Origin of the sequence: Methylotenera mobilis JLW8, from assembly GCF_000023705.1 — a bacterium.
In the GTDB taxonomy this organism is placed as follows: domain Bacteria; phylum Pseudomonadota; class Gammaproteobacteria; order Burkholderiales; family Methylophilaceae; genus Methylotenera; species Methylotenera mobilis.
In genome coordinates this window covers 1,088,877-1,103,115 of sequence record NC_012968.1, presented here as the reverse complement: position 1 = coordinate 1,103,115, position 14,239 = coordinate 1,088,877, and the positions used below count along the sequence as shown (strand labels likewise).

At 45.1% G+C, this 14,239-nt stretch carries 15 protein-coding genes; 9 read left to right on the top strand and 6 right to left on the bottom strand.

Annotated elements, in window-relative coordinates; translation table 11 throughout:
* Positions 1-18 precede the first annotated feature (18 nt).
* Positions 19-1,194, top strand: coding sequence for a polyphosphate kinase 2 (gene ppk2 / locus MMOL_RS05140; RefSeq protein ID WP_015831957.1), 1,176 nt, complete (start codon positions 19-21; stop codon positions 1,192-1,194).
* Positions 1,195-1,395: 201 nt separating this feature from the next.
* On the opposite strand, the gene MMOL_RS05135 is transcribed toward ppk2, so the two are convergent.
* From MMOL_RS05135 to cysB, 5 genes are all read right to left on the bottom strand, one after another.
* Complete coding sequence (locus tag MMOL_RS05135) at positions 1,396-2,439, bottom strand: AI-2E family transporter (protein ID WP_015831956.1); 1,044 nt, start codon at positions 2,437-2,439, stop codon at positions 1,396-1,398.
* Between the two features lie 81 nt (positions 2,440-2,520).
* Positions 2,521-3,093 (bottom strand): IMPACT family protein, encoded by a 573-nt coding sequence (locus MMOL_RS05130; RefSeq protein ID WP_015831955.1) that lies wholly within the window; start codon positions 3,091-3,093, stop codon positions 2,521-2,523.
* The gene (locus MMOL_RS05125; protein ID WP_015831954.1) at positions 3,094-4,542 is read right to left on the bottom strand and encodes a helicase HerA-like domain-containing protein; all 1,449 of its coding nucleotides are present in this window, start codon (positions 4,540-4,542) and stop codon (positions 3,094-3,096) included.
* Between the two features lie 97 nt (positions 4,543-4,639).
* A complete protein-coding gene (locus MMOL_RS05120) occupies positions 4,640-5,227 on the bottom strand; it encodes a DUF302 domain-containing protein (protein ID WP_015831953.1) in 588 nt (195 codons plus the stop codon).
* Between the two features lie 34 nt (positions 5,228-5,261).
* Entirely contained in the window at positions 5,262-6,188 is a 927-nt protein-coding gene (cysB, locus tag MMOL_RS05115; RefSeq protein WP_015831952.1) for an HTH-type transcriptional regulator CysB, read from the bottom strand.
* A gap of 192 nt (positions 6,189-6,380) precedes the next feature.
* On the opposite strand from cysB, the gene MMOL_RS05110 reads away from it, so the two are divergent.
* From MMOL_RS05110 to MMOL_RS05075, 8 genes are all read left to right on the top strand, one after another.
* A complete protein-coding gene (locus MMOL_RS05110; RefSeq protein WP_015831951.1) occupies positions 6,381-7,175 on the top strand; it encodes a sulfite exporter TauE/SafE family protein in 795 nt (264 codons plus the stop codon).
* Positions 7,176-7,202: 27 nt separating this feature from the next.
* Positions 7,203-8,870: a nitrite/sulfite reductase gene (locus MMOL_RS05105; RefSeq protein WP_015831950.1), complete on the top strand. Its 1,668-nt coding sequence runs from the start codon at positions 7,203-7,205 to the stop codon at positions 8,868-8,870.
* On the top strand, positions 8,867-9,484 hold the full coding sequence (locus MMOL_RS05100) for a DUF934 domain-containing protein (protein ID WP_015831949.1): 618 nt from the start codon (positions 8,867-8,869) through the stop codon (positions 9,482-9,484). The genes MMOL_RS05105 and MMOL_RS05100 overlap by 4 nt, the downstream gene beginning before the upstream one ends.
* The gene (locus MMOL_RS05095; RefSeq protein WP_015831948.1) at positions 9,485-10,264 is read left to right on the top strand and encodes a phosphoadenylyl-sulfate reductase; all 780 of its coding nucleotides are present in this window, start codon (positions 9,485-9,487) and stop codon (positions 10,262-10,264) included.
* 64 nt (positions 10,265-10,328) lie between these two features.
* Complete coding sequence (gene cysD, locus MMOL_RS05090) at positions 10,329-11,261, top strand: sulfate adenylyltransferase subunit CysD (RefSeq protein ID WP_015831947.1); 933 nt, start codon at positions 10,329-10,331, stop codon at positions 11,259-11,261.
* An 82-nt stretch (positions 11,262-11,343) separates the two neighbouring features.
* On the top strand, positions 11,344-12,618 hold the full coding sequence (cysN, locus tag MMOL_RS05085; RefSeq protein ID WP_015831946.1) for a sulfate adenylyltransferase subunit CysN: 1,275 nt from the start codon (positions 11,344-11,346) through the stop codon (positions 12,616-12,618).
* 111 nt (positions 12,619-12,729) lie between these two features.
* Entirely contained in the window at positions 12,730-13,053 is a 324-nt protein-coding gene (gene fdxA / locus MMOL_RS05080) for a ferredoxin FdxA (RefSeq protein WP_015831945.1), read from the top strand.
* 158 nt (positions 13,054-13,211) lie between these two features.
* Positions 13,212-13,721, top strand: coding sequence for a M48 family metallopeptidase (locus tag MMOL_RS05075; protein ID WP_015831944.1), 510 nt, complete (start codon positions 13,212-13,214; stop codon positions 13,719-13,721).
* A 65-nt stretch (positions 13,722-13,786) separates the two neighbouring features.
* Here the strand turns inward: MMOL_RS05075 and MMOL_RS05070 are convergent, their stop codons facing one another.
* Positions 13,787-14,194 carry a DoxX family protein gene (locus tag MMOL_RS05070; RefSeq protein WP_015831943.1) on the bottom strand — a complete coding sequence of 136 codons (408 nt, stop codon included), beginning with the start codon at positions 14,192-14,194 and terminating at the stop codon, positions 13,787-13,789.
* Between the last annotated feature and the right edge of the window lie 45 nt (positions 14,195-14,239).

Genomic DNA, 14,239 nt, shown 5'->3' with positions numbered 1-14,239 from the left:
ATTGTCGGAGACGGTTTTATGGCAACAAAACAAAAAGTTAAGAAGCCTTTGGGCACTTTACAAGAGTCAGTGGCTGAGTCTGTTAGCAACACACAAAAGCAGCGTAAAGTATCATCAGGTGATATCACCCCCAATACCACCGTGAGCGGGATTGAAAACTTTGCAGTGAGTGAAAAGATACAGGCTGCACAAGGCTCTAAAATCGAAGCTGTGCAAGATATTATTCAGCGCATTTCCAGCAATGATCTATCAATGTTGCCTGAGGCATTACATACTATCCTCAAAGGTGCCTCTCCAGACGATGCCGCAGCGTTGAGTAAAGCGCTCACAGTGATTAAAAATAGTAAAACGATCAAATCAAGGATACGTAACGACCAAGCTCTTGCTAAAGACTGGCGCGATGGAGGTTATCCTTATCAAAATCTGCTATCACGCAAATCTTATGAGAAGCAAAAATATCGCCTGCAAGTTGAGCTGTTAAAACTGCAAGCATGGGTTAAAGAAACAGGCCAACGTGTCGTCATTTTATTTGAGGGTCGCGATGCTGCTGGCAAAGGCGGTACTATTCGACGCTTCATGGAGCACTTGAATCCACGTGGTGCACGTGTAGTTGCCCTTGAAAAACCGAGTGAGGTTGAACGTGGACAATGGTATTTTCAACGCTATGTTTCGCAACTACCTACCGCAGGTGAAATCGTGTTGTTTGACCGCTCTTGGTACAACCGTGCAGGTGTTGAACGCGTCATGGGCTTTTGTAACAACGATGAATATCTTGAGTTTATGCGCCAAGCCCCAGATTTTGAACGCAACCTCACAAGATGTGGTATTCATGTCATTAAATTCTGGTTCTCAGTGAGCCGCTCAGAACAGCGCAGACGCTTTAAAGAGCGCGAAATGCACCCACTGAAACAATGGAAGCTTAGCCCAATTGATTTAGCGTCACTTGATAAATGGGATGATTACACCAAGGCCAAAGAAGCCATGTTTTTTCACACAGATACCGCAGACTCTCCTTGGACTGTCATCAAGTCTGACTGTAAAAAACGTGCCCGCCTCAATGCCATGCGTTATGTGCTACACAAACTCCCCTACGCCAATAAAGACCTTGAGGCAATTGGTAGTTTAGACCCACTACTGGTAGGACGCGCCCACATTGTGTATGAACGTGGTGAACATAATCATATTATTCTCTAAGCTACCGCCTTGAAGACTTGATAGACAGAAACTGGGATTCAAAAAAAGTTCGAAAAACTAGGGTTCGGAATAATTTAGAGGCTCAATAATTGATTAAGCGTGAAAGCTAATTAACGCCAAAACTAATGAACTTAGGGGTTAATTAGCTGGAAAAATCATACCGAACTTAAAGATTAAGAGCATCAACAATATAAGTTACGGTTATATCAAATCACGCACACGTAGCTCGGCTTTAACGTAAGCATAGTAAATAGGTGCAGCCACAATCCCTATCAGGCCAAAAGCAGCCTCCATACACAGCATGGCGATTAGCAGCTCCCATGCGTTGGCACGAATTTGGCCGCCCACGATGCGCGCGTTCAAAAAATACTCAAACTTATGAATCACCACCAAGTAAAGTAAAGAGCCCAGCGCCACCGCCAACGTTTGGCTTAAACTCACCACCACGATTACGGCGTTAGAAATCAGGTTACCAATCACCGGAATCAAGCCCACCACAAAAGTAATCGCAATCATGGTTTTGACTAAAGGCAAATGGATACCCATCAAAGGTAAGACCACTGCTAGATAAATGCCCGTGAAGAACGTATTGATAGCAGAGATGCGTATTTGCGCAAAAACCACTCGTTTGAAAGCATCGCTCAACAGTGCACAGCGCATGTAAAGCGCACCGGCAAACGGTTTAAAATGCTCCACAGTCACCGCCTCTCGCAGGGCCAGCATGCCGCCAATAATCATCCCGATCAAAATATGCGCAGTAACACGCCCTGCTTCTTTTCCCACCACTTGCAACTCACCGGCATGCGTACGTAGCCATGTGGTTAACATTTCTTTAAATGTTAAGGCATCTGCCGGTAAATGCATCAGCAGCCAACTCGGTAATATTTTTTTGGAGTCTTCTAATATTTGCGCCATTTTAGCTAGCAGCACGGTTAGGCTGCCGGCATCAGAGCGCAAAAAGGCAGTTAACCCGGCACCAGCCAGTGATAACAAACTCACAATAAAAAACACTAAAATACCTACCGCCCAAAATTTAGAGTAGTTATTTTGGCGCTTGCTTGGAAACTTACGTGAGATATACGGCGTGAGCATGTGTACCAGCTGATACACCAGCAAACCCGCTAACAGTGCAGGTAACAAGCTAAGCTTAAGCACAAACAACAAGGCAAACCCAGTTAGCAGCCAAGCTGCAATATCATAGCTGGTTGCTTGGGCCACTGATGATTTCTGTGTTTTATTAGCCATAGTTACCTTATATAAATCACTTCAATATACCAGTTAAAACACTGGTTAAATAACAGTCAGTCATTAGTAACCAACTGTTTATTAATAGCTTTTAATCGAGAACCTATTCACAAAATCAGCAACATCGGCCGCCGGAATTGAGACAATCAAATCTATATTCTCATTAAAAGCTTTATCTAAGATACCACCATTACATTTTGATAATGCTTTTGTAACATAATCCATTTGATTATAAGCAATGGTCAGCTTCACAGCCTTCATTTCTACATAATCTGCCACTTTAGTAGCATCCAGCGCCAGCTTTGCTGTACCACCATAAGCGCGCGCCAAGCCGCCAGTGCCTAGATTAATGCCACCATAATAGCGAATAACGCCTACACAAGCATTAATCAGGTTGCGCCCCTCTAGCAGCTTTAACACCGGCATGCCAGCCGTGCCAGAGGGCTCGCCAGCATCAGAAAAGCGCTGCACGATACCATCCTCCGTTTTCAGTCTGAACGCATAAGCCAAATGATGCGCAGTTGGATGTTTAGCCGCAAAAGCGCGTAAGGCCATACCAACTTCTCGCTCCGAAGTACACGGCACCACCATGGCAATAAAACGTGACTTAGTAATGGTTTGCTCAGCAAACCCAGTTTCTATTAATATCTGCAACTACTTACGTCCGCCTAAAATACTACCTAAAATACCACGAATGATTTGCCTGCCCAATTGTGAGCCTATTGCGCGTGCGGCACTTTTAGCAGCCGTTGCAAACACGCTCTCGGCAAGGCTTACCGCCTCTTTCTTGCCTGCGGTTTCTATTGCATCATCCTCTGCAGCCGTAGCCACTTGCGCGTTTAAAATCTCATAAGCAGATTCGCGATCTACCTGTTTTTCGTAAACATTACTCAGGATTGATGTACGGATTGTCTCTGCACGTTCAGCATCGGTTGCCGGGCCAACACGGCTACCTGGCGGGCAGACAAAGGTGCGCTCCACCGGTGTCGGAATGCCCTTATCATCCAAGAATGAAACCAGCGCCTCGCCCACTCCAAGCTCTGTAATCACACTTTCCACATCTAATTTAGGATTAACTCTAAAGGTAGTTGCCGCAGATTTCACGGCTTTTTGGTCACGTGGCGTAAAGGCGCGCAAGGCATGCTGCACACGGTTGCCTAATTGCCCTAACACCGCATCAGGAATATCCAGTGGGTTTTGGCTCACAAAATACACGCCTACCCCTTTTGAACGAATCAAGCGTACGACCTGTTCAATTTTTTCAAGCAGTACCGCTGGCGCATCATTAAATAACAAGTGTGCTTCATCAAAAAAGAAGACGAGTTTTGGTTTATCTAAATCACCAGCCTCTGGAAGCTTTTCAAACAGTTCGGACAGCAGCCACAACAGCAAGGTTGCATAAATACGCGGTGAGTTAAACAGCTTGTCACTCATCAAGATATTAACGACGCCATGTCCCCGCTCATCGGTCTGCATCAAGTCATCTAAATTAAGCGCAGGCTCACCAAACAGCATATCAGCGCCTTGCGTCTCCAGCTGTAGCAATGCACGCTGCACTGCGCCCACGCTTGCCGCAGAAATATTACCGTATGAGGCTTGATATTCTGCTGAGTTCTCAGAGGCATGCTGCATCATGGCACGCAAATCTTTCAAATCCAGCAGTAACCAGCCTTTATCATCGGCAATTTTAAATACGGCGTTAAGCACACCGGCCTGTACCTCGTTTAAATTGAGTAAACGCGCCAGTAGCAAAGGCCCCATTTCGGCAATGGTGGTGCGAACCGGATGCCCTTTTTCACCAAACATATCCCAAAAAGTAACCGGGCACTTGGCATAGCTAAAATCAGAAAGCGCCAATTGCTGCACCCTAGCCTCTACACGGGCGTTACCGCCACCCTGCTGAGACATACCTGACAAATCACCCTTCACATCGGCCATAAATACTGGCACACCATTTTTTGAGAAACCTTCTGCCAGCGTCTGTAATGTGACAGTTTTGCCAGTGCCCGTTGCGCCAGCAATCAAGCCATGACGGTTTGCCATTCTTGGCAAAATTACGCTGGAAATTTCATTATTCTTTGCAATTAAAATGGGGTTAGCCATGAATTGATTACCTAAATCTTAGTAATAAACGTTAATAAATAGTGATAGTAATAACAGGCTGTTTTACAGCACAGTCAGTTTTTACGGAACAAGCAGATTAAAAGTCGCCTTTGCGCGCCCTATCCATGATTTCAAGCAACTTGGTTTCTAGTTCCTGTGCAGATTTTTTCGCACGTTCAGTTGGATGCTTAATGTTCTTTAAATCAAAGGTGGGGCGATCTAGGGCAATATAAAGCCTGAGCTTATTATCTTGATCAAGCTTTTCATAAATCGCCACTCGACAAGGCGCAAACACCAAAAATTCGGGATGATCCAAAATAATCTCGGTACCCATGCTCAGGTTGCAAAATGAGCGCACTTCTTTAATACCTTGCGGATCAACACCACGTAGCTTCAAATGCTCACCAATCGGGAAGTTAGCTGGATTTACAAAATTCATGCCTTCAGAAACGCTTTTTAAGCTCTCAACCACATCCTTGTAACTCACATTAGCGTTAACCGGAAGCTCATAAATAGCATTAGTAGGGTCAATAGCTGGCATGCCGGGCCGCACTTGGCCAATCAAGGCATTATCTTTGCGCGTTAGGTTGGGCTGGTTAAAACTGCAGGCAACCATGCCCAGACTAAGAAAAAACACAGCACAATAACTTTGGTGCAACATACGTCTCGCGCTCAGCATAAACATGGTGACCACCTAATCTAAATTAATCAGCAATCTGTTAATCAGCGATTTTAAGTGCCTGATTAACCGCCGCACGGTTAAAATGCGGCGCAATCAGTTCAATAAAACCATACATATAGCCACGTAAAAATGCATCTTTACGCACGCCTAAGTAGGTCGTGCTATCGGCAAATAAATGATCAACGTCAATTTTGGCTAGATGCGTATCACGCTCAGCGTCATACGCCATATTAGCAAGCAAGCCCACCCCTAGTCCCAAGCTGACATATGTCTTGATCACATCCGCGTCAATCGCGGTAAGCACAACATTCGGCGTTAAGCCTGCATCGGTAAAAGTCTTAGACACCAACGTACCGCCAGTAAATGCAAAGTCATAGGTAATCAGCGGGTACTTCGCTAGCTTTTCCAAGGTCAAAGGCACATCGTCCAACAATGGGTGGCCAGGCGGCACCACAACGCAGCGATTCCAATGGTAACAAGGCAAGCATAACAAGCTTTCGCGCTCGCTGATAGACTCAGTCGCAATCCCAATATCCGCCTCGCCGCTCTCCACTTGCTCAGCCACTTGGCTAGGGTTACCTTGGTGAATATTTAGCTTCACACGCGGATAATTGGTCATAAAGGCTTTGACCGCCGCGGGCAGCTTATAGCGCGCCTGCGTATGCGTGGTGGCAATGGTTAAAGTACCGGTCTCTACATCACTAAACTCATCACCGACACGCTTGATATTTTCAATATCGCGCATCACTTTGTCTGCCAGCATCACAATCTGCTGACCAGGTACCGTTAAACCCGTTAAGCGCTTGCCATTGCGTTTAAATATCTGCAGACCAAGCTCTTCCTCAATCAACTGAATTTGCTTACTTACTCCGGGTTGCGAGGTATACAAAGCATCGGCAGCGCTGGTAATATTCAAGCCCTGCTTTACGACTTCATGCAAATAACGTAACTGATGTAACTTCATGAGATTAGCTTCTTCTAAATAATCTATTAACAAGATATTTCAAGCGCACCGCTTACATTATCAACGCATACAAACGCGCATCTTTTATATAACTAAACGATATATCCATAGAATAACATATTCTTAAAAAAGTTAACTACATACTGTTATAGTGCGCGTCTAAATTTAGTTAACTAATAACGGATACTCCACATGGAATTTGGTTATGTAATATCAGGCTTTGCTGTAGGCCTGCTTGTTGGCGTCACAGGTGTAGGCGGCGGTTCATTAATGACACCATTGCTGGTTTTTTTATTTGGTTTTAAAGCAACAGTGGCGGTAGGTACAGACTTACTATATGCCGCCATTACCAAAACAGGCGGTGTGTTTGTGCATCACAATACGCATAAATCTGTGGACTGGCGAGTAGTAGGATGGATGGCAACAGGTAGTTTACCTTCTGCGGTAATCACCATTTTTGTGATTAAACACCTTATCCAAATTGAAAAAGATATTTCCGGCATCATCACCCACACTTTGGGCGTTGCGCTGATTTTAACTGCGGTAGCTTTGATCATCCGCAGCTACCTAACGCGTAAGAAAATGCGCGAAATCGAAGATACTATCATTAGTAGTGGTCGTTTTGATAAAATTCAAATCCCAGCAACCATATTTACTGGCATAATACTGGGTGCGCTAGTTACAATTTCTTCAGTAGGTGCAGGTGTGCTTGGCACACTGGCACTGCTCTTCCTTTATCCTAAGATGAGCACGCTCAAAGTAGTAGGTACTGATTTAGCGCATGCAATCCCGTTAACGGCGGTTGCTGGCTTCGGTCATTGGACGCTTGGACATGTCAACTTTGAACTGTTAGGCACATTGCTCATCGGATCTCTACCTGGAATATGGGTCGGTAGCCACTTGAGTGTAAAAATTCCAGAAAAAACATTACGCCTAATTTTAGCCACGTTACTACTAGTGATTGGTTTGAAATTCGTTTTAGTTTAATTTAAAGGTTAGTTTAAAAAGCACTATATGTATAAATATGATGAAATAGATCAACAGATTGTTGATGAACGCGTTGCCCAATACCGCGACCAAACTCGCCGCTACTTGGCAGGCGAACTATCAGAAGACGAGTTCCGCCCACTACGCCTTCAAAATGGCTTATATATTCAACGTCAGGCACCAATGCTTCGCATTGCCGTGCCTTACGGCATGTTATCTAGCGCACAACTGCGCAAACTAGGCGACATTTCTAAGAAATACGACAAAGGCTACGGCCACTTCAGTACCCGTCAGAACCTGCAATTAAACTGGCCAAAACTAGAAGACGTGCCTGAAATCTTGGCAGATCTAGCCACGGTTGAAATGCATGCGATTCAAACCTCTGGTAACTGCATCCGTAACATTACTACCGACCAGTTCGTAGGCGTTGCACCGGATGAAGTCATCGACCCACGCGCGATTGCAGAAATCATGCGCCAATGGAGCACGTTCCATCCTGAGTTTGCTTTATTGCCACGTAAATTCAAAATTGCAGTTTCTGGTACTAAAAACGACCGTGCATTAGTGCAAGCGCACGATATCGGCCTTGAGTTCTACCGTGACAGCAATAACCAAGTGGCCATCAAAGTATGGGTTGGCGGTGGCTTAGGCCGTACACCAATCTTGGGCACCGTGATACGCGAGCATCTGGAGTGGCAACACGCCCTTACCTATTGCGAAGCGATTATCCGTGTGTACAACCTGCATGGCCGTCGCGACAATATCTACAAAGCGCGTATCAAGATTTTAGTGAAAGCTTTAGGCATTGATGAGTTCCGTAAACAAGTGGACGCTGAATGGGCGCACATTAAGGATACAGAAAACACGATTACCGAAGCTGAGTTAGCACGCGTGGCGCAGCACTTTGACGTGATGCCGTATGAGAACGTACCTGCACATAACGCCGGCTTTGATACAGCAGTTGCCAGCAACCCTGCATTTGCAGCATGGGTGAAACGTTGCGTACACCCACATAAGCAAGCGGGGTACCGTGCAGTAACGCTTTCACTCAAACCACATGGTCAAGCCCCTGGCGACATTAGCTCTGAGCAAATGTGGACGGTAGCAGACCTCGCTGATGAATACAGCTTTAGTGAGTTACGTTCATCTCATGAGCAAAACCTAATTCTGGCCGATGTTAAATTAAGCGACCTGTTTGCATTATGGGAAAAAGCACGTGCCAATGGTTTGGCAAGCCCTAACATTGGCTTACTCACAGACATTATCTGCTGCCCAGGCGGTGACTTCTGCTCACTGGCAAACGCGAAGAGCATTCCTATCGCTAAAGCGATTCAAATGCAATTTGATGATTTGGACTACCTGCACGACATCGGTGAGATGGAGCTCAACATTTCAGGTTGTATGAATGCTTGCGGTCACCACCATGTAGGCCATATTGGTATTCTTGGCGTAGATAAAGATGGTTCTGAGTGGTATCAAGTCTCTATTGGCGGCAAACAAGGCAACGATGCAAGTCTTGGCACCGTGATCGGGCCTTCATTCTCAGCAGAAGAAATGCCTGGTGTAGTGCAAAAACTAATTGAGGTTTACATTCAAGAACGTACACCTGAAGAAAGATTTATTGACACTGTGCGTCGCTTGGGCGTTGCCCCATTCAAGGCACATGTCTATGCAAAAAATGAGGTTGCAGCATGAGTAATTTAATCAAACTAAACAATGGCGTGGCTAGCATAGTAGCTGATGACTGGACACTAGTTCAGTTGCCAGCGACGCAAGTAGAAGAGCGCAAACAAGCCGGTAAAGTGGTGTTATTTAAACTTACTGGTGAAGCTACTGTGACTGAGGCGCAGATTGCCGACACAGTGATTCCGGCAACTGGCAAAATCATTTTGCCTTTAAGCGTATTCGTTGCTCGCAATAACGAAATTAAAGACCGTATTGCACAAGGTGAAATCGGCGTTTGGTTAGCAACGCATGAACTGCTTGAAAACCTGACACAAAAACAAGCCGACTTAAACGTGTTACCTATCATCGCGATTTTTGTAGAGCGTTTTGCTGATGGTCGTATTTTCTCATTAGGCAACCTGCTACGCACACGCTTTGGCTTTAAAAATGAGCTACGTGCGTTTGGCGACGTATTACGTGACCAATTGTTTTTCTTAAAACGCAGCGGCTTTACCAGCTACTTAGTGCGTGCTGACCGCTCTGCACAGGAAGCGATTGCCAGCTTGAGCGATTTCACTAAACCATACCAAGGTGCGGTTGATGAACCTCGCCCAGTGTTTAAGCGTTATAACAGAGGCGCATAAATGACTACGGATGTAGATTTAGGCCAGGTAGTAATGTTAAAACCTAGCGCCAACAACCCTGCGACCAGACCAACACTGACGGATGAGTTGGTAGCAAGCGTTAAACAAAAGGCGGACGAAGTCCTCGCCTTACTGAGCAGCGCAGCCAATGAGTTTGGCGCAAATGAAGTCACCTTTGCTAATAGCTTTGGCGCAGAAGATATGGTGTTAACCGACATCATTCAACGCCAAAAAATTGCAATTGAGATTTTCTCGCTAGACACTGGCCGTCTGCCGGTTGAAACCTACGATTTAATTGCTAAAACAGAGCAAACGTACAACACCAAGCTTAAAATCTTTTTCCCGCAGTCTGATGCGGTAGAAAGCTATGTAAGAACCAACGGCATCAATGCATTCTACGAATCTATAGATTTGCGCAAAGCGTGCTGCTTTATGCGCAAAGTAGAGCCATTGCAACGTGCTTTAAAAGATAAAAAAGCATGGGTTACCGGTATGCGTGCAGAGCAATCTACCACGCGCGTCAACCTGCCCTTCCGTGAGTTTGATAGCGGCAACCAGCTGGAAAAATTTAACCCACTCAGCAACTGGACTGAAAAAGAAGTATGGGCATACATCCGTATGTTTGATGTGCCATACAACAAACTGCACGACCAATTTTACCCAAGCATAGGTTGCGCACCATGTACGCGCGCAATTGCTATGGGCGAAGATGTGCGCGCCGGTCGCTGGTGGTGGGAAGACCCCAACAGCAAAGAATGCGGATTACACGTAAAGAAGTGATTTTATAAAACGCTGCAACGTATCCAGTATTAAGTAGTACTTTTGATTTTTGAAACCTAAGAATATGACAACGACTAAACAACCTTTATCTCATTTAGACTGGCTAGAGTCTGAGGCCATTTACATTCTGCGCGAGGTCGCGGGGCAATGTAGCAACCCTGTACTATTATTCTCAGGTGGCAAAGATTCACTATGTATTTTGCGTTTGGCAGAAAAAGCATTCCGCCCTGGTAAGTTTCCATTTCCACTCATGCATATTGATACCGGCCACAACTATCAAGAAGTGCTGGATTTCCGTGACCAACGTGCTGCAGAGTTAGGCGAGCGCCTAATCGTGCGTTCTGTTGAAGACTCAATGAAACGCGGTACCGTGGTATTAAAATCACCAGACGAACCACGTAACAAACACCAATCTGTAACCTTACTGGAAGCGATTGAAGAGTTCGGCTTTGACTGCTGCATCGGTGGCGCACGTCGCGATGAAGAAAAAGCACGTGCCAAAGAACGTATCATGAGTTTCCGTGACGAGTTTGGCCAATGGGATCCGAAAAACCAACGTCCTGAATTGTGGAACCTGTACAACGCACGTTCACATAAAGGTGAAAACATCCGTGCCTTCCCTATTTCTAACTGGACAGAAATGGATGTATGGCAGTATATCGAGCGTGAAAACCTAGGCTTACCGAGCATCTACTTTTCACACCAGCGCGACATCATTATGCGCGGCGGTGCCATGATGCCAGCAAACGTGCCACTTGCTAACGGCGAAATCATTAACCAGCCTAAAGCTGGTGAAGAAGTAATCAACATGCAAGTGCGTTTCAGAACTGTAGGTGACATTACATGTACCGCACCTGTACTTTCAGATGCTGATAATGTAAGCAAAATTGTGATTGAAACTGCCACCACCACGATTACTGAGCGCGGTGCGACACGTCTGGACGACCAAACTTCAGACGCTTCAATGGAGCAACGTAAAAAAGAGGGATATTTCTAAAAATGCAACCTAACAGGTGATTGAAAAAATAATTCAACAACCTGCTTTATCTAGCATTTTTGATAATTTGAAAACTAAACTTATGACTACACAACACAACGACTCACTCTTACGCTTTATGACCTGCGGTAGCGTAGATGACGGCAAAAGTACGCTGATTGGCCGTTTGCTATACGACACCAAAACCATTTTGGCTGATACGCTGACACAAATTTCAAATACCTCTAAAAAGCGCGGCATGGAAGCAGTTGACCTTTCATTGCTGACCGATGGCTTACAAGCTGAGCGTGAGCAAGGCATTACCATCGACGTTGCTTACCGTTATTTCAGCACTGGCACACGCAAATATATTATTGCTGATGCACCAGGCCACGAACAATACACACGTAACATGGTAACGGCAGCATCGACTGCTAACCTTGCCATCATTTTGATTGATGCACGTAGAGGCGTACTCACGCAAACTCGCCGCCATAGTTACTTAGCTCATTTAGTAGGCATTCCACACATTGTGGTAGCTGTAAACAAAATGGACCTGGTGAATTATGACCAAGCAACTTTCGACAAGATTTGTGCCGACTACACTGCGTTTGCTACTGAGCTTGGCTTAGCCGCCGCTAGGGACATCCGCTTTATTCCAATGTCTGCATTGAATGGCGACATGTTGGTTGACCGTTTAGACAATATGTCTTGGTACCAAGGTGAAACATTGCTTGAGATGCTGGAAAAAGCACCAGCAGCACATACCGAGCAATCTGAAGCGTTCCGATTCCCTGTGCAGTTCGTATGCCGCCCACATGCTTCTGACAACCCAGAGTTACATGACTTCCGTGGTTTCATGGGCCGCATCGAATCTGGTGAAATTGCAGTTGGTGATGCAGTGACCGTATTGCCAAATGGCTATACTTCTAAAGTAAAAGCTATTCAGCTTGGCGCAGAGCAACTGCAGTCAGCATCGACAGAGCAAAGTGTTACCCTGCTACTAGAGGATGAAATCGACACTTCACGTGGTGACATGATTGTGAAGAGCACAGAAACCATTGAACCGGTAAAACAAGTAGAGGCTTTTGTTTGCTGGCTATCAGAAACGCCAATGTCTACAGCGCGTACGTATATCGTTCGTCACACCACGCGTGAGTCTAAAGCTAAAGTGGGTGCTATCAGTTACAAAGTAGATGTCAACACGCTAGAGCAGCAAGCGACGACTGAGCTGAAAATGAATGACATTGCGCGTATTAGCTTTAAATTAGCGCAACCATTGATGATTGACAGCTATAAAAACAATCGTGCTACCGGCGCATTCATCATTATTGATGAGTCAACCAATAACACCGTTGGCGCAGGGATGATTGTTTAAGTTCTGCATAGTCACCGTTACGGCGGTGGCTAGATAGAATTAGTCATCGCAAACTAATAGAATTTCTAATAAAATAACGTTTTAGCTTTTAAGCTGTAAAGGACTATAAAAATGACTTACGTCGTTACCGAAAACTGTATTCAATGTAAATTCACTGACTGTGTAGATGTTTGCCCAGTTGATTGCTTTGTAGAAGGCCCTAACTTCCTGGCAATTAACCCAGACGAATGTATCGACTGCACACTATGCGTTGCGGAATGTCCAGCGGAAGCCATCTTTGCCGAAGATGATGTGCCGGCAGATCAACAAGAGTATATTGCGTTGAACGCCCGCTTGGCACAGGTATGGCCAACCATTACCGCACGTAAAGAAGCTCTGCCAGATGCAGAAGCTATGAATGGCGCGCCAAACAAACGTAGTTTATTGGTTGAATAACCTCTAGATTGCGCTAAATAGACGCGTCAAAAATTAAAAGGAGGCACATGCCTCCTTTTCTTTATGTGCTGACTACTTCAGGGTACTGATTCTCTGGGTGCTAACGTCTAGTAAGCATTTATCAGGGATAGAATGGTTAAAATACCTAAGCCACTGTGATGACCACACCATTAAAATTTCTCCAACACTACTCACCGACCCTGCAAGATAAAATCAGGCAAATGCAAGCACAGGGTTTGCTTGGCGAATACATCAAGCAACGCTACCCACAACAGCACAGCATACAGACCGACAAAGCCCTCTACCAATACAGCAATGAAATTAAGCAGGCCTTTATACGTAATGCACCGCCATTAGATAAAGTACATTACGACAGTAAACTAGGCATAGAACACCATGCACTAGGCCTAAACACCGCAATCTCTCGCGTGCAGGGTGTCAAGCTCAAGGCTAAAAAAGAAATCAGGATTTCATCCTTTTTTAAGCAGTCCCCTGCTGAGTTTCTACGTATGATTGTTGTGCATGAATTGGCACACTTAAAAGAGCGTGATCATGACAAGGCGTTTTACCAACTGTGTCAGCACATGGAGCCTAATTATCATCAGCTTGAATTTGATTGCCGCGTATACCTGCTCTGGAAAAATGAAGCAACAGATGGCTCTGAGTAATCATTGCCGAATCCGCTTTTATGACTAAAGAAGTTTTAGCGGATTCGGATAAAGAGATTTTTGGACTAGTGAGACTTTTTACAGCACATGCTATCTACGCTTAATTTACCAGCGCCCGCAAACGCAAAGTATAAAAATACAAAGCTGTACAATACTGCCAATTCACCTTGATTTAAGATCGGCAAGAAGCCGCCAGGTGCATGTGCCATAAAATACGCCGCAGCCATTTGACCAGAAAGAATAAACGCCACTGGCCTTGTAAATAAGCCTATTAGTATCAATACGCCACCACCTAGTTCCAATATCCCTGCCAGCCCCATAAGCGACATCAACTGCAAGCCATCAAACATCGCAATATGCGGCATACCTAAAAGCTTGGCAGAACCATGCTGCAAGAACAGAAATCCCACAATGATTCGCAGTAAACCTAAAACATAAGGTGTCCATTTTTCACAGCTTTGCGTATTTAACATGACCGCTCCTTTTTATTAATTTAAATGAATCGAGTTAATACCAAT